14 protein-coding genes are annotated in these 15,890 nt (G+C 69.4%); 6 read left to right on the top strand and 8 right to left on the bottom strand.

The window, feature by feature from the left end; all coding sequences use genetic code 11:
* Both GTO19_RS20865 and GTO19_RS20860 read right to left on the bottom strand, forming a co-directional pair.
* Window positions 1–1,110, bottom strand: a complete 1,110-nt coding sequence (locus GTO19_RS20865; protein WP_291024454.1) for an FAD-dependent oxidoreductase — start codon at window positions 1,108–1,110, stop codon at window positions 1–3.
* Between the two features lie 61 nt (window positions 1,111–1,171).
* Window positions 1,172–1,447 carry an oxidative damage protection protein gene (locus tag GTO19_RS20860; protein WP_009519160.1) on the bottom strand — a complete coding sequence of 92 codons (276 nt, stop codon included), beginning with the start codon at window positions 1,445–1,447 and terminating at the stop codon, window positions 1,172–1,174.
* A 240-nt stretch (window positions 1,448–1,687) separates the two neighbouring features.
* Between GTO19_RS20860 and GTO19_RS20855 the strand changes: the two genes are divergently transcribed.
* Both GTO19_RS20855 and GTO19_RS20850 read left to right on the top strand, forming a co-directional pair.
* Window positions 1,688–2,458, top strand: coding sequence for a ferredoxin--NADP reductase (locus GTO19_RS20855; RefSeq protein WP_009519159.1), 771 nt, complete (start codon window positions 1,688–1,690; stop codon window positions 2,456–2,458).
* Window positions 2,459–2,465: 7 nt separating this feature from the next.
* The gene (locus tag GTO19_RS20850; protein WP_291024449.1) at window positions 2,466–2,978 is read left to right on the top strand and encodes a disulfide bond formation protein B; all 513 of its coding nucleotides are present in this window, start codon (window positions 2,466–2,468) and stop codon (window positions 2,976–2,978) included.
* Here GTO19_RS20850 and argA read toward each other — a convergent pair whose 3' ends face one another.
* Window positions 2,979–4,319: an amino-acid N-acetyltransferase gene (argA, locus tag GTO19_RS20845; RefSeq protein ID WP_291024447.1), complete on the bottom strand. Its 1,341-nt coding sequence runs from the start codon at window positions 4,317–4,319 to the stop codon at window positions 2,979–2,981. It lies immediately after the preceding gene.
* Window positions 4,320–4,395: 76 nt separating this feature from the next.
* On the opposite strand from argA, the gene hrpA reads away from it, so the two are divergent.
* Window positions 4,396–8,283 carry an ATP-dependent RNA helicase HrpA gene (hrpA, locus tag GTO19_RS20840; protein ID WP_291024445.1) on the top strand — a complete coding sequence of 1,296 codons (3,888 nt, stop codon included), beginning with the start codon at window positions 4,396–4,398 and terminating at the stop codon, window positions 8,281–8,283.
* A gap of 66 nt (window positions 8,284–8,349) precedes the next feature.
* Window positions 8,350–9,072 carry a (2Fe-2S)-binding protein gene (locus GTO19_RS20835; RefSeq protein WP_291024443.1) on the top strand — a complete coding sequence of 241 codons (723 nt, stop codon included), beginning with the start codon at window positions 8,350–8,352 and terminating at the stop codon, window positions 9,070–9,072.
* Here the strand turns inward: GTO19_RS20835 and GTO19_RS20830 are convergent.
* The 5 genes from GTO19_RS20830 to lptF are packed head-to-tail and all read right to left on the bottom strand — an operon-like array spanning window position 9,069 to window position 13,847.
* Window positions 9,069–10,250, bottom strand: a complete 1,182-nt coding sequence (locus GTO19_RS20830) for a pyridoxal phosphate-dependent aminotransferase (protein ID WP_291024440.1) — start codon at window positions 10,248–10,250, stop codon at window positions 9,069–9,071. The genes GTO19_RS20835 and GTO19_RS20830 overlap by 4 nt on opposite strands.
* Window positions 10,251–10,254: 4 nt before the next feature.
* The gene (locus GTO19_RS20825; RefSeq protein ID WP_291024438.1) at window positions 10,255–11,199 is read right to left on the bottom strand and encodes a CysB family HTH-type transcriptional regulator; all 945 of its coding nucleotides are present in this window, start codon (window positions 11,197–11,199) and stop codon (window positions 10,255–10,257) included.
* The gene (locus GTO19_RS20820; RefSeq protein WP_291024436.1) at window positions 11,196–11,567 is read right to left on the bottom strand and encodes a CbiX/SirB N-terminal domain-containing protein; all 372 of its coding nucleotides are present in this window, start codon (window positions 11,565–11,567) and stop codon (window positions 11,196–11,198) included. Before GTO19_RS20820 ends, GTO19_RS20825 begins: the two co-directional genes overlap by 4 nt.
* Window positions 11,564–12,682, bottom strand: a complete 1,119-nt coding sequence (gene lptG, locus GTO19_RS20815; RefSeq protein WP_291024434.1) for an LPS export ABC transporter permease LptG — start codon at window positions 12,680–12,682, stop codon at window positions 11,564–11,566. Before lptG ends, GTO19_RS20820 begins: the two co-directional genes overlap by 4 nt.
* A gap of 58 nt (window positions 12,683–12,740) precedes the next feature.
* Window positions 12,741–13,847, bottom strand: a complete 1,107-nt coding sequence (gene lptF / locus GTO19_RS20810; protein ID WP_291024431.1) for an LPS export ABC transporter permease LptF — start codon at window positions 13,845–13,847, stop codon at window positions 12,741–12,743.
* 27 nt (window positions 13,848–13,874) lie between these two features.
* On the opposite strand from lptF, the gene GTO19_RS20805 reads away from it, so the two are divergent.
* A complete protein-coding gene (locus GTO19_RS20805; RefSeq protein WP_291024428.1) occupies window positions 13,875–15,362 on the top strand; it encodes a leucyl aminopeptidase in 1,488 nt (495 codons plus the stop codon).
* A gap of 14 nt (window positions 15,363–15,376) precedes the next feature.
* On the top strand, window positions 15,377–15,811 hold the full coding sequence (locus GTO19_RS20800) for a DNA polymerase III subunit chi (protein WP_291024426.1): 435 nt from the start codon (window positions 15,377–15,379) through the stop codon (window positions 15,809–15,811).
* Window positions 15,812–15,890: the final 79 nt, after the last annotated feature.

The following is a 15,890-nucleotide window of genomic DNA, read 5'->3' as shown; positions in this document are numbered from 1 at the left end:
TCAGGGCCCGCGCCGCGCGCGCCGCCAGGCAAAGCGCGCCGGATCGATCGCGGCGCGAAGGTCGGCGTCGAGCGCCGGCGTTTCCCCCTCCATCTCGGCGGCCAGCCACTGGCCGCAGGCCGCCGCCAGCGAGAGCCCGCGCGAGCCCAGTGCGCTCAACAGCCACAGGCCTGGCAGTCGCGGCACGGCGGCCACCGCGCGCTGGCGCACGGCCGAGGACAGCGGGTCGGGCGCGGCGCCCACCAGCGGCAGGCGGTCCATCGAGGCGCAGCGTACCCCCGCCCAGCCGAGCAGGCGGCCGTCGGCCAGCAGGCCGTCGAGCCGGTCGGCGGCGGCGGGCACCAGGTCGCGCAGCCGGGCCGCGTTGTCGCGGTGCGCCGCGTCGTTCAGGGCGGTGTCGGTCTGGCCGCGCGCGTAGGTGGACCCCATGGCCCAGATCGCCGAGGGCCACTGCGGCGCGAGCCCGCTGTCGCGGTACTCGGGCACGAAGACGCCGTCGTCGCGCTGCGGTCGCTCGGCCAGGGGGGCGCCGTCGAGTGCGGCCAGGCTCATCTGGCCCAGCACCGGGCCGAGAGGCCAGGGGCCGGCGGCCTCGGGCGCCAGATGGCGTGCGCCCAGGGCCGCCGCGATCACGGCGTGTGGCGCGCGGGCCAGCGGCTCTCCCGCTGCATTGCGCGCCAGCCATTGCCCCTGCTCGCGGCCCAGCGTGGCCACGCTGGCGCTCCAGTGCGCCTGCAGCCGCTCATCCGCCTCGGCCAGCCAGGCCCGCACCAAGGCACCTGGCCGCACCAGCGCGGCGGCCTGGCGCCCCGGCGCATGGGCGCCCCGGTTGTCCACCTCCACGGGCATCCAGCCCGCGCCCGGGGGCACCAGGCGCTCCAGTTCGGCGCGGGTGACGGGCACGCCCAGAGCCGTCAGGCGGGACATCGGCGTGGGCTGGCGCGTGAGGTGCGGGCTCAGCACGCCGACCGGCAGGGCCGAGGCCGCCATGGCCGGCCCCGGTGCAGCGTCCAGCAGCGCGACACGCCAGCCGCGCCGGCACAGCGCGGCCGTGACCGCGGCGCCCGCCAGGCCGGCGCCGATCACCAGCGCGTGGCGGGCGGTGTCCATGGGCTGTCGGACAGCAAAAGGCCCGCGCGCGGCGGGCCTGCGGGTGCCGGAAGGGCGGGCATCAGGACGCGCTGGGCGGCACGTACCCTGCCGCCTGGTCGGCGCCTTCGCCGAAGAAGTGCTTCTCCATCTGCCGCGCCAGGTACTGGCGCGCACGTGCGTCGGCCATGTTGAGGCGGTTCTCGTTGAGCAGCATGGTCTGCTGCTTGAGCCAGGCGGCCCAGGCCTCCTTGCTCACGTTCTCGTAGATTTTCTTGCCCAGTTCGCCCGGGTAGGGGGGGAAGTCCAGGCCTTCGGCTTCCTTGCCGAGCTTGATGCATTGAACCATTCGTGCCATCGGTGAGTCCTTGTCGTGGGCCCCTCGTTATGCGAGGGAGTTATATCGGATGGAATAAACGATTCGTTCGGTTTCACGCGCCGCTGCGGCAAGATGCGCGCCGCGGCCATGGGCCATCGCGAGGCCCGCACTGTAGCAATCTTTGATCGGCCTCAATCCCGTCAGGGTCAGGCCACGTCGCCGCCACCGCGCCACTTTCTACAATAACGACCCGTCTTTCTCCCGGGATCATCTTTCATCATGAGTGCATTCAACGAAGAGCGCGTGCTGAGCGTTCACCACTGGACGGACCGGCTCTTCAGCTTCACCACCACGCGCGACACCTCGCTGCGTTTCTCCAACGGGCACTTCACCATGATCGGCCTGCGGGTGGACGGCAAGCCGCTGCTGCGCGCCTACAGCATCGTCAGCCCCAACTGGGCCGAGCATCTCGAATTCCTCAGCATCAAGGTGCAGGACGGCCCGCTCACCTCGCGCCTGCAGCACATCCAGCCGGGCGACTCCATCGTCGTCGGCCGCAAGCCCACCGGCACCCTGCTCATCGACTACCTGCTGCCCGCCAAGCGCCTGTACCTGCTGGGCACCGGCACCGGCCTGGCGCCGTTCATGAGCATCATCCGCGACCCGGAAACCTACGAGCGCTACGAGCAAGTGGTGCTCATCCACGGCGTGCGCCAGGTCAAGGAGTTGGCCTACCGCGAGCTCATCACCGAGCAACTCAAGCAGGACGAGTTCCTGGGCGACATGGTCAAGCAGAAGCTGCTGTACTACCCCACGGTCACGCGCGAGCCCTTCATGCACCAGGGGCGCATTCCGCAACTGCTGGCCGACGGCATCGTCGCCAAGGACCTGGGCATTCCGCCGCTCAACCCCGCCGAGGACCGCGTGATGATCTGCGGCAGCCCCGAGATGCTGCGCGACCTCAAGGCCCTGTGCGAGAAGCTGGGCTTCAAGGAAGGCAATACCACCACGCCCGGTGACTTCGTCATCGAACGCGCCTTCGTGAGCTGAGCGCGGCATGGACAGCCTGCTCGCGCTGCCCGGCCAGCGCCCCCGACTGGTGCTCGCCCTTGTCGCCGCCGTCAGCGTGGCGATGCTGGCCTTCGGCATGTACCTGCAGCACGTGCAGGGGCTGGAGCCTTGCCCCATGTGCATCGTGCAGCGCTATGCGCTGATCCTGGTGGCCGTGCTGGCGGGACTGGCGGCTTGTCTGCGCGCGCCGGTGGCGCGCACGGTGGGCGTATCGGCCATGGGCCTGTTTGCGGTTTTCGGTGCCTTCACTGCGGCGCGCCAGAGCTGGCTGCAATGGAACCCGCCCGAGATTCTGTCCTGCGGGCGCGACTTCTTCGGGATGATCGAGGCCTTTCCGCTGGGGCGCGCCATTCCCATGATCTTTCGCGGCAGCGGCGACTGCTCCAAGATCGACTGGACCTTTCTGGGCCTGACGATCGCGAACTGGTCGTTCCTGTGGTTCGCGGCCTTCGCGCTGCTGGCCGCGTGGCTGCTGCTGGCGCGCCGCCGCGCCGCCTGATCAGCCCAGCTTTTTCACGAGCACCTGGCTGCGCCGGTCCCAGTTGTACTTGCGCTTGCGGGCCTCGGGCAGCCAGTCCGCGTTCACCTGCACGAACCCGCGCTTGATGAACCAGTGCATGGTGCGCGTGGTGAGCACGAAGATGCTCTGCAGACCCTGGGCCCGCGCGCGCGCCTCGATGCGCTTGAGCAGGCGCTCGCCGTCTCCCTGACTCTGGGACTGTGCCGACACCGTGAGCGCGGCCATCTCGCCGGTGCGTTCCTCGGGGTAGGGATAGAGCGCGGCGCAGCCGAAGATCACGCCGTCGTGCTCGATGATGGTGTAGAGCCCGGCGTCGCGCTCGATCTCGTTGCGGTCGCGCTTGACCAGGGTGCCGTCCTTTTCGTAGGGCTCGATCAGCGCAACGATGCCGGCGACGTCGTCGATCGACGCCTCGCGCACGCTCTCCAGCTTCTCGTCCACCACCATGGTGCCGATGCCGTCGTGGGTGTAGATCTCCAGCAGCAGGGAGCCGTCCACGGCGAAGGGCACCATGTGGCTGCGCTCCACGCCGCCCTCGCAGGCGCGAATGCAGTGCTGCAGGTAGAAGGCGGTGTCGGTGGGGCGCTCGGGTTTGGGCAGGCTGGCCAGCAGGCGCTTGGCGTCGGCCAGCGGCAGTTCGGTGTCGATCTCGCTGTCGGGGTCGTTGGCGTCCACGCGGATGCCAGGGATCTCGGTCAGGAACACCAGCTTGTCGGCTTGCAGGGCCACGGCGATGGAGGTGGCCACGTCCTCCATGGTGAGGTTGAAAGCCTCGCCCGTGGGTGAGAAGCCGAAGGGCGAGAGCAGCACCATGGCACCCATGTCCAGCGAACGCTGAATGCCATCGGTGTCCACCTTGCGCACCAGGCCGGAGTGCAGGAAGTCCACGCCGTCGATCAGGCCCACGGGCCGCGCGGTGATGAAATTGCCCGAAATCATGCGCACCGTGGCCCCGGCCATGGGCGTGTTGGGCAGGCCCTGGCTGAAAGCGGCTTCGATCTCGTAGCGCAGCTGGCCGGCGGCTTCCTGCGCGCAGTCCAGCGCCACCTCGTCGGTGATGCGCACGCCGTGCGAGTACTTCGCCTCGTGGCCCTTGAGGCGCAACTGCTCGTTCACCTGCGGGCGAAAGCCGTGCACCAGCACGATCTTCACACCCATGCTCTGGATGAGCGCCAGGTCCTGCGCGATGTTCTGCAGCTTGCCCGCGGCGATGGCCTCACCCGCGATGCCCACCACCAGGGTGTTGCCTCGGTGTTTGTGGATGTACGGCGCGACCGAACGGAACCACGGGACGAAGGTGAAGTTGAAGACGTTGGACATCAGGGCTTGAGCGGCTGCAAGGGGCGTGGGGGCACGGGATAATCGGGAGCTCGCCGATTTTCACCGAAGTCCCGCCTTGCCCACGCCCGCCCTGCACCTGGAGTTCCCCGACGCGCTGCCCGTGTCGGCGCGCCGCCACGAGATCGAGGCAGCCATCCGCGAACACCAGGTCGTCATCGTCTGCGGCGAAACCGGCTCGGGCAAGACCACGCAGCTGCCCAAGATCGCACTTGCCATGGGGCGCGGGCGGATCAACGCCAAGCCCGGCGAGCGTGGCCGCCTCATCGGCCACACACAGCCGCGCCGCATCGCCGCCAGTTCCGTGGCCAAGCGCATCGCCGAAGAGCTGAAGACCCCGCTGGGCGACGTGGTGGGCTTCAAGGTGCGCTTCCAGGACCGGCTCTCGCGCGAGGCCTCGGTCAAGCTGATGACCGACGGCATCCTGCTCGCCGAGACGCAGAGCGACCCGGACCTCAGCGCCTACGACACGATCATCATCGACGAGGCGCACGAGCGCAGCCTCAACATCGACTTCCTGCTCGGCTACCTGCGCCAGCTGCTGCCGCGCCGGCCCGATCTGAAGCTCATCGTCACCTCGGCAACGATCGACGCCGACCGCTTCGCGGAGTACTTCTCTTCGGCCAAGGGCAAGGCGCCCGTATTGATGGTGTCGGGGCGCACGTACCCCGTCGAGGTGCGCTGGCGGCCATTCGAGGAGAGCCGCGAGTACGACCTGAACGACGCCATCGCCGACGGCGTCGACGAGCTGTGGCGCGGCGGCCAGGGCGGCGACGTGCTCGTCTTCCTGCCCGGTGAACGCGAGATCCGCGAAGCCGCCGATCACCTGCGCAAGCACCTGGCGCACCAGCCCCTGACCCGCAACGCCGAGGTGCTGCCGCTGTTCGCGCGACTGTCCCAGGCCGAGCAGGACCGCATCTTCCAGCCGCACGGCCAGCGCCGCATCGTCCTGGCCACCAACGTGGCCGAGACCTCGCTCACCGTGCCCGGCATCCGCTACGTCATCGATGCCGGCACCGCGCGCGTGAAGCGCTACAGCTTCCGCCAGAAGGTGGAGCAGTTGCAGATCGAGTCCATCAGCCAGGCCGCGGCCAACCAGCGCGCCGGCCGCTGCGGCCGCGTGGCCGACGGCATCTGCATCCGCCTCTACGACGAGGCCGACTTCAACGGCCGCGCGCGCTTCACCGACCCGGAGATCCTGCGCAGCTCGCTCGCGGGCGTGATCCTGCGCATGAAGGCCCTGCGCCTGGGCGCGGTGGAGGACTTCGCCTTCGTCGACGCCCCCCAGCGCCGCGCCATCGCCGACGGCTACCAGTTGCTCGCCGAACTCGGCGCGGTGGACGACGACAACGAACTCACGGCCATCGGCCAGTCGCTGTCGCGCCTGCCGCTGGACCCGCGCGTGGGCCGCATGATCCTGGCCGCGCGCGACCAGAACGCGCTCGACGAGGTGCTGGTCATCGCCTCGGCCCTGAGCGTGCAGGACGTGCGCGATCGCCCCATCGACAAGCAGGCCCAGGCCGATCAGGCGCACGCCAAGTTCGACGACGAGAAGAGCGAGTTCACGGGCACGCTCAAGCTCTGGAAGTGGCTGGACGACAGCCGGGGCGGTCACGGCCAGGACCACAAGCTCAGCCACCGCCAATACGAGAACCTGCTGCGCGAAAACTTCATCAACGTGCGCCGCGTGCGCGAATGGCGCGACACGCACAGCCAGTTGCACACCGTGGTGGGCGAGCAGGGCTGGAAACTCAACGCGACGCCGGCCAGCTACGAGCAACTGCACTGCGCCATGCTCAGCGGCCTGCTGGGCAACATCGGCTGCAAGAGCGAAACCGAAGACTGGTACCTCGGGGCGCGCGGCATCAGGTTCCACCGCCACCCCGGGGCGAACCTCAGCAAGAAGCCGGGCCGCTGGATCGTCTGCGCCGAACTGGTGGAGACCACGCGCCTGTTCGGGCGCGGCATCGCGGCCATCGAACCCACCTGGGTGGAGCGCGTGGGCGCGCACCTGCTCAAGAAGCAGTTGCTGGACCCGCACTGGGAGAAGCGGGCGGCGCGCGTGTCGGCGCTGGAGCGCGCCACGCTCTACGGCCTGGTGATCTACCACAACCGGCGCGCCGACTACGGCCGCATCGACCCGGAAGGCGCGCGCGCCATCTTCATCCGCGAGGCCCTGGTGCAAGGCGAGTGGGACACGAAGCTGCCTTTCCTGGCCGCCAACCGCAAGCTGGTGCGGCAGGTGACGGAGCTGGAGCACAAGTCGCGCCGGCAGGACGTGCTGGTGGACGACGAGGTCATCTATGCCTGGTACGACGAACAGGTCCCCGCCGATCTGAGCAGCGGCGCCGCCTTCGAACGCTGGTACGCCCAGGCCGCGCGCGAGAACCCCAGGCTGCTGTTCCTCACGCGCGAAGACCTGATGCGCCACGAGGCCGCCGGCATCACGGCCCAGGCCTTCCCGCGCACCGTGCGCCTGGGCGGTGTGGACTGCGCCGCCAGCTACCTGCACGAGCCCGGCGACGCGCGCGACGGCCTCTCGGTCACGGTGCCGATCTACGCGCTCAACCAGGTGAGCGAGGAGCGCTGCGACTGGCTGGTGCCCGGCATGCTGAAAGACAAGGTGCTGGCCCTGCTCAAGACACTGCACCAGCGCCCGCGCTCGCGGCTGGTGCCGCTACCGGCCACGGCCGAGCGCTTCACCGAGGCGCTGTGCGCGCCAGAGGCCTTCGCCCATGGCGGCCTTCAGGACGCCGTGCTCAAGCTCGTGCGCGAGGCCACGCAGCTCGACATCGTGCGCAACGACCTCAAACCCGACCAGTTGCCGCCGCACCTGTTCATGCACCTGCGCGTGGTGGACGAGCACGGGCGGCAACTGGGGCAGGGCCGCAACCTGGGCGCGCTCAAGGCCGAGCTGGGCTCGCAGGCGCGCGGCGCGTTCCAGGCGCTGGCGGCGCTCAAGACCACCAGCGCCCCGGCGCCCGCGCCATCGGCGCCTGTGCCTCCGTCGGGCCCGAATGGCCAAGCCGTGCGGGTGGCAAAAGCCGCACCGGCCCCCGCCGCACCGGCGGTGGACGCGAGCCAACGCCACACCCGCTGGGACTTTGGCGAACTGCCTGAGCTGCTGGAAATCCGCCGCGGAGGCCAGACCCTCATCGGCTTTCCCGCACTGGTCGACGACGGCGATGCCGTGCGCCTCGAGGTCTTCGACGAGCCCGACGTCGCGCAGGCGCGCCACCGCGAGGGCTTGCGCCGGCTGGTGGCGCTGCAGATCAAGGACGCGCTGAGGTACCTCGAGAAGAACATCGCCGGCCTGCAGGCCATGGGCGCGGCCTTCATGGGCGTGGACAAGGAGCGCGGCGGCGGCACGCTGGAAGAGCTGCGGGCGCAGATCATCGAGCTGGCGCTCGACCGCGCCTTCCTGCAGGAGCCCCTGCCGGCCGACGCCAAGGCCTTCGATCAGCGCGTGGCCGACGGTCGCGGGCGCTTGAACCTCATCGCGGCCGAGATCGCGCGCACGGCCGGCGCCATCCTCACCGAGTTCGCGGCCGCGCAGCGCAAGCTCAAGGACGCCAAGCCGCCCGCGGACGTGGCGGCCGATGTCTCGCAGCAATTGCAGCGGCTGGTGACGAAGCGCTTCCTCATCGAGACGCCGCACGCGCAACTGCAGCACCTGCCGCGCTACCTGAAGGCGGTGCAGCTGCGGCTGGACAAGCTGCGCGCCGACCCGGCGCGCGACGCCGCCAGGCAGGCCGAACTGAAGCCCCAGGAGCAGCGCTACTGGCGCCTGGTGGCCGAGCGCAAGGGCGTGCAGGACGCGCGCCTGCAGGAGCTGCGCTGGTTGCTGGAGGAGCTGCGCGTGAGCTTCTTCGCGCAGGAGCTGCGCACGCCGCAGCCGGTGAGCCTCAAGCGCCTGGAGAAGAGCTGGGCGCAGCTCAATGCCTGAGAAGCCTTGACAAGCGCGGCGCGCCTGCGCTCCACTGGGCCGGTTCACGCCAGGAGTCACCCGCCCATGGACCGACGCGATTTCGTTCAGGCCTGCGCCGTTGGCGCGACCACCACCTCGCTGGCCAGCGCACTTGGCACGTCCGCCTGGGCGGCCAATGCGCAGCCCAAGGCTTACGCGCGCACGCTGCTGGTGGACGAGCAGGGCCAGCCCTTCAAGGCCAGCCAGTTGCGGCCGCAGGTCAACTACGTGTTCCATTACCCGTTCGAGGCCACGCCGGTGTTCCTGCTCGACCTGGGCAAGGCGGCGCCGCCGGCGACGCTGAACACGAAGGACAAGCAGTCCTACCAGTGGCCCGGCGGCGTGGGCGCGAAGCGCAGCGTGGTGGCCTTCTCGGCCATCTGCGCGCACCAGTTGGTCTACCCCACCAAGGACCTGAGCTTCATCAGCTTCCGCAAGGGCCCCGCGGTGAACCCGCAGACGCCCAGCCAGGGCAGCGACCTGATCCACTGCTGCGCCGACCACAGCCAGTACGACCCCGCGCGCGGGGCCCAGGTGCTGCGCGGCCCGGCCGAGCAGCCGCTGTGCGCGGTGCTGCTGGAGCACGATGCCCAGAGCGATCAGCTCACGGCCACGGGCACGCTGGGCGGCGAGCTGTTCGAGGCCTTCTTCAAGAAGTACGAGATGAAGCTCAGCCTGGAGATGGGCTCGGGCGTGCGCCAGGCGGTGGCGGCGCGCAGCACGGTGCGGGAGCTGGAGCGCTTCTGCCGCAACCCGATCCGTTGCTAGAGCGTCGACAGGCGCTTGAGCGCCTCCAGCAGCGTGTCGTCTTTCTTCGCGAAGCAGAAGCGGACCACCTTCTGGTCGAAGCCATCCCCATAGAACGCCGACAGCGGGATCGCCGCCACGCCGATCTCGCTGGTGAGCCAGCGGCAGAAGTCCGCCTCGGGCAGGTCGCGCTCGGGCACGGCCAGGGACGAGATGTCCACGCACTGGAAGTAGGTGCCTTCCCCCGGCAGCAGTTTGAAGCGCGTCTTCGCCAGCCCCTCGCGGAACAGGTCGCGCTTGCGCTGGTAGAAGGCCGGCAGATCGCGGTAGGGCGCCGGGTCCGCCATGTAGGCGGCCAGGGCGTGCTGCATGGGCGTGTTCACCGTGAACACGTTGAACTGGTGCACCTTGCGGAACTCGGCCGTCAGCGGCGCGGGCGCGAGCACCGTGCCCACCTTCCAGCCGGTCACGTGGTAGGTCTTGCCGAAGCTGCTGATGATGAAGGCGCGCGCCGCCAGGCCGGGGTAGCGCGCCGCGCTGTGGTGCGGCAGGCCGTCGAACACCATGTGCTCGTAGACCTCGTCGCTGATGAGCACGATGTCGGTGGGCGCGAGCAGCTCGTCCAGGCGGCGCATTTCGGCGTCGGTCCAGCACATGCCGCTGGGGTTGTGCGGCGTGTTGACGATCAGCGCGCGCGTGCGCGGCGTGATGGCCCGGGCGATGGCGTCGAAGTCGGGCCGAAAGCTGCCCGGCACCAGCGGTACGCGCACCACGCGCCCGCCCGCCAGTTCGATGTTGGGCACGTAGCTGTCGTAGCAGGGCTCCAGCACGATGACCTCGTCGCCCGGGTGCACCACGGCCAGGATCGCCGTGAGGATGGCTTGCGTGGCGCCGGCCGTGACGGTGATCTCGGTGTCGGGATGGTAGCGGCGGCCGTACAGGGCCTCGACCTTGTCGGCCATGGCCTGGCGCAGCGCGGGCACGCCGGTCATGGGCGGGTACTGGTTGTGGCCGGCGCGCATGGCCGTGTCCACCGCGTCCAGCAGGGCGGGGTCGCAGCCGAAATCGGGGAAGCCCTGGCCCAGGTTGACGGCGCCGTGCTCGGCCGCCAGCGTGGACATGACGGTGAAGATGGTGGTGCCCACCTGCGGCAGGCGCGAGGCGAGGGCGGGGGTGCGGGGCTGGGTCTTCGTGTCCATGGGGTCAAATTTCGTAGTCGTCGGGTTCACCGGCCATCGCGCGCTGGATCAGATCGCGCGACAGGCGATCGGACAACAGCTCGGCGAAGCGCAGCACGAACTGTCGCAGGTAGGTGCCGCGCTTGAAGGCCACGCGCGCCAGGTTGTGGCCGAACAGGGCGCCGGCCGGGCGCGCCACCAGGTCGGGCGTCTGGTTCTCGCCCTTGACCGCCATCTCGGCCACGATGCCCACGCCCATGCCGAGCTTCACGTAGGTCTTGATCACGTCCGAGTCGATGGCCTCGAGCACCACGTTGGGTTGCAGGTGACGCAGCGCGAAGGCCTGGTCGATGCGCGTGCGGCCGGTGAAGCTGGGGTGGTAGGTGATCAGCGGCAACTGCGCCAGGTCTTCCAGGCCGATGCGCTCGCGCGCGAGCAGCGGGTGATCGAAGGGAAACACCAGCACGTGCTGCCATTCGTAGGCGGGCAGGGTGACGAGCTCGGGGTAGTTCACCAGCGACTCGGTGGCCATGCCGATCTCGGCCACCTCTTCGATCAGCATGCGCGCCACCTGGTCGGGTGAGCCCTGGTGCAGGCTGATGCCGACCTTGGGGTAGGCCTGGCGCAGCGCGGCCACCGGCCCGGGCAGCACGTAGCGCGCCTGCGTGTGGGTGGTGGCGATGGAGAGCGTGCCGCTGTCCTGCGCCGAGTACTGCTCGCCGATGCGCTTGAGGTTGTTGACCTCGCGCAGGATGATGTCGATGCTCTTGAGCACCTGCTGGCCCGGCTCGGTGACGCGCTTGATGCGCTTGCCATGGCGCGCGAAGATCTCGATGCCGAGCTCGTCCTCCAGCTCGATGATGGCCTTGGACACGCCGGGTTGCGAGGTGTGCAGCGCCTTGGCGGCCTCGGTGAGGTTGAGGTTGCGGCGCACCGCCTCCTGCACGAACTTGAACTGGTGCAGGTTCATGCACCCTCCTTCAAGGCCAGTTCGGCCAACAGATCGATCAGGCGCGGGTCTTCGCCCGCGGTGGGCATGAGCTCGATGGCAACGCTCGCGTGGTTGCGCCGCAACTCGTCCACCAGCCTGGGCAGGTCCTCGCGCGCGTGCTTGCCCATGCCGAAGAACAGCGGCAGCACGCGGATGCGCTTGGCCCCCGCGCGCACCAGCTCGCGCGCGGCCGTGGGCAGATCGGGCTCGGTGAGTTCGAGGTAGGCGGTGCAGGCCAGCGTGCCCGGTTCGCGTTCGGCCACGCGCCGGGCCACGGCGTCCACCGGCGCGCGCCACTGCGGGTCGCGCGAGCCATGGGCGAAGACGATGACGCCCAGTCTGGTCATCGCTTGAGCACCAGCCACCCGAAGGCGCCGAGCGAGAAGACCGAGTAGATGAGCGCCGGCGAGGCCGCCGCCAGCCAGGGCTGCCACTGGTTCAGGTTGCCGATGTAGCCGAACACGTTGTTGAGCAGGAAGAAGCTGATGCCGATCATCACCCCGCCGAAAACGTAGCCGGTGATGCTGCCCGAGCGGAAGTGCAGGTAGGCAAACGGCAGGGCCAGCACCACCATCACCAGGCAGGACAGCGGGTAGAACACCTTGCGCCAGAACTCGATCTCGTGGCGCTGCGCGGTCTGGCCGTTGGCTTCCAGGTGGCGGATGTAGGCGAACAGGTCGGCCGTGCGCATCCGCTCGGGCTTGAGCAGGGCCACCGACACCATTTCGGTGTTCAGGCTGGTGGGCCAGCGAAAGGTCTCGAGCTGGCTGCGCTGCACCTTGGCCGATTGCTGGCCCGCGGCGTCGAACTCGCGCCGCTCCACCTGCCGCAGCGTCCAGCTCTCGTCGTTCTCGATCCGCCCGCTCTGCGCGTGCAGGGTGGACACCAGGAAGCCCTGGTTGTTGAACTCGAAGATGCGCACATTGCCCAGGTCGCCTTGCGCGGACATGGAGCCCACGTTCACCGAGAAGTTGCTGTAGGGCTGCTTTTCCTTCAGCCAGGCGCCCGTCTGGCCCAGGCTGATCGCGCCCTGGAAGCGCGACTTGTGCAGTTGCGCGCCACGGTCGGCCAGCGGCGCGAGGTAGTCGCCGATGGCAAAGGTGAGCAGCACGAACACCGTGCCGAGGCCCAGCAGCGTGCGCAGGGCGCGCCAGGGCCCCAGGCCGCTGGTGCGCAGGATGGTGTACTCCGAACCCTGGGCCAGGCGCGCGAGCACGAACACCGAGCCGATCAGCACCGCGATGGGCAGCAGCTCGTAGATGCGGCTGGGCATGAGCAGGCCCACGTAGAGCAGGGCGTCGACCAGGGTGTACACGCGCTCGGGGTCGAGCAGCGAGGTCTTGCCGATGTCGGGCAGTTCATCGACGAAGTCGAAGAAGAAGAACAGCGACAGGAAGGCCAGCAGCACGAAGAAGACGGCCGAGAACACCTCGCCGTAGATCAGGCGGCGGATGGTCTTCATTCGGATACCTCCGCGCGGCGCGCTGCGGTGCGAGTGACTTCGGGCGGCCGTGCGTCGCTCATGCCGAGGCCCCGCGCCGGCGCCAGCCGGTGAGCAGCTCGCGCAGGCTCAGGCCCTGATGCCGCTTGTAGAACCACACCAGCGTGAGCGCGAGCACACCGCCGTGCAAGCCCACCATGAAGGGCAGCAGGTCGATCACGCCGCGCGCCACCCAGTTCTGGCCGATGTTGAGCAGGTTGTAATAGAACACGAAGGCGAAGAGCGTGAAGAACAGGTTGCCACTGCGGCCCGCCCGCGGGTTCCCCACCGTGGTGGCCAGGGCGATGAGCACGAAGTTGAACGCCGTGATGGCCAGGCCCACGCGCCAGCCCAGTTCCGCCAGGTTGGCGCGGTCGGGGTTCATGATGAGCTCCCAGCTCGGGCGGGCCTTGAGTTCCACCGCCGCGCCCAGGTTGCCGCCGGCCTGGCCGATCTGCGTGCCGTATTCGGCGAAATCGCTCACGCGCAGGCCGTTGTCGGCCTGCGACTCGAGCCGCTGCCCGTTGTTGAGCATCAGGAACTGGCGCTCGCCCACCCATTCGATGCGGCCCGAGCGGGCGGAGGTGATGGTCTCTTCACCGTTGGGCTCGGTGCTGGAGATGAAAATGTTGCGGCCTTCGGTGCCGTCGGCCGTGTCCTTGTCGATGAAGAACACGCGCCGGCCGCTGGAGGACTCCTGGAACTGGCCAGGCTCCACCCGCTCCAGGTCGCCACGGCGCTCGAAGCGGTCGCGCAAGTCGTTCACCTGCTGGTTGGCCCAGGGCCAGATGAAGAACACCATGAGCACGATCACCAGCAGCACCGGCCAGGCGAAGCGCATCAGGGGCCCCAGAAAACCCCCGAGCGAGCGCCCGCTGGTGAACCAGATGATCATCTCGCTGTCGCGGTACATGCGCGATAGCGTGAACACGATGGAGATGAACAGCGCGAGCGTGAGCACCGTGGGCATTCGCCCGATGACGGTGTAGCCCAGGACCAGCATGATCTCTTGCGGGTCCACACTGCCCTTGGAGGCCGCGCCCAAGGTGCGGATGAGCAGCATGGTGAGCACGATGGTGAACAGGATCACCAGCGTGGCCCCGAAACTGCGGGCCAGCTCCTTGCGGATGGACGAATGGAATAACATCGATTGGCGTCAGAACGAGACCGAATTATGAACTTTGACCTCAAGACCCTGAGTCCGGCACAGGCCGCCGAATTCCCCGCCGACGCGCTGCTGGTGCTGGTGCCCGACACGCTGCCCAAGGGAAGCTCGCCCTTGCACACGCTGGTGGCCCAGGCGCTCAAGAGCGAGGACCTGGAGCCCGGCGTGGGCAAGACGCTGGCCTGCTACCGGCCCGAAGGCATCAAGGCGGCGCGCGTGCTGCTGGTGCGCGCCGGCACGGCCGACGCGGTGTCCGTGCGCAAGGCGGTGGGCATGGGCATGTCGCAGCTCAAGGCGCCGGGCATCGCGCGCCTGGGCGTGGTGTTTTCGCTGGTCGCGGCCGACGCCGAGGGACTGCGCGCCGCCATGCAGATCTGCGCCGACGCGTCTTACGTCTACACCACCACCAAGCCCAGCGCCAAGCCGCGTGCGCTGGCCAAGACCACCTTCGGCGTGAGCGACGCCAGCACCGTGCGTGCGGCCTTCGAAACCGGCAAGGCCGTGGTGGCGGGCGTGGAATTCGCCAAGGAATGGGCCAACCGCCCCGCCAACCATGCCACGCCCAGCCGCCTCGCGGACGCGGCGCGCCAGCTCGGCCGCCTGCCGGGCATCAAGACCGAGGTGCTCGGCCCGCGCCAGATCGAGGCCCTGGGCATGGGGGCCTTCCTGGCTGTGGCGCAAGGCTCGGCCGAACCGCTGCGTTTCATCGTCATGCGCTACCAGGGCGCCGGCAAGGCCGACGCGCCCGTGGTGCTGGTGGGCAAAGGAATCACCTTCGACACCGGCGGCATCAGCCTCAAGCCCGCCGCCGAGATGGACGAGATGAAGTTCGACATGGGCGGCGCGGCCAGCGTGCTGGGCACCTTCGCCGCCCTGGCCGAAGCCCGGCCCGCCATCAACGTCGTCGGCCTCATCCCCACCTGCGAGAACATGCCCGACGGCAAGGCCGTCAAGCCGGGCGACGTGGTGCGCAGCATGAGCGGCCAGACCATCGAGATCCTCAACACCGACGCCGAGGGCCGCCTGATCCTCTGCGACGCGCTCACCTACGCGGCCCGATTCAAGCCGCGCGCGGTGATCGACATCGCCACGCTCACCGGCGCCTGCGTGATCGCGCTGGGCGCCGTGCGCAGCGGGCTGTTCAGCGCGCGCGACGAGCTGGCCCAGGCGCTGTCGCAGGCCGGCGAGCAGGCGGGCGACCCGTGCTGGCGCATGCCGCTGGACGACGAGTACGCCGAAGGTCTGAAGTCCAACTTCGCCGACGTGGCCAACGTGGCCGGGCGCGCGGGTGGTGCCGTCACCGCGGCCAAGTTCCTCCAGCGCTTCGCCACCGAGCTGCCCTGGGCCCACCTGGACATCGCCGGCACCGCCTGGCGCGGGGGCTCGAACAAGGGCGCCACCGGGCGGCCGGTGCCGCTGCTGCTGCAGTACCTGCTGAACGAGGCCGCGGGCCCCGCCGGCAAGGCGCGGGCCAAAGCCCGGGCCTCCAGCCGCTGAGCCCGCGCACGGCCATGGCCGAGGTGGCCTTCCACTTCAACGCGCCCGACAAGGCCGCCTACGTCTGCCGCCTGCTGCGCAAGGCCTACCTCAAGGGGGCGCGCGTGTCCGTGCTGGCCCCGGTCGAGCAACTTGAAACGCTCGATCGCGGCCTGTGGCTGATCGCCCAGGGCGAGTTCGTTCCGCACTGTGTCGGGGCGGACGCCGAGGCCACGCGCCGCCATTCGCCCATTCACCTGCTCGACCGGCTCGACGAGCGCGCGCCCACGCAAGTGCTGGTCAATCTCACCGATGACGTGCCGGCCGACTACTCGCGCTTTGACCGCGTGATCGAGGTGGTGGGCCAGGACGACGGCGACCGGGCACTGGCGCGCCAGCGCTGGCGCCGCTACCTGGCCGACGGTGTCGAACCGCAGCGCCACGACCTCAGGTCCGTCGGCGGCGAGTGAACGCATTCGGTGCACGCGCGGCTTCAGGAAAACCCTCGAACCGCTCGCCCAACCGTGTTTTAGGCTTCGGTCCCGGCCA

Origin of the sequence: Hydrogenophaga sp., assembly GCF_011772445.1 — a bacterium.
Lineage (GTDB): Bacteria > Pseudomonadota > Gammaproteobacteria > Burkholderiales > Burkholderiaceae_C > Hydrogenophaga.
This window is presented reverse-complemented; position numbering and strand designations above follow the sequence as displayed.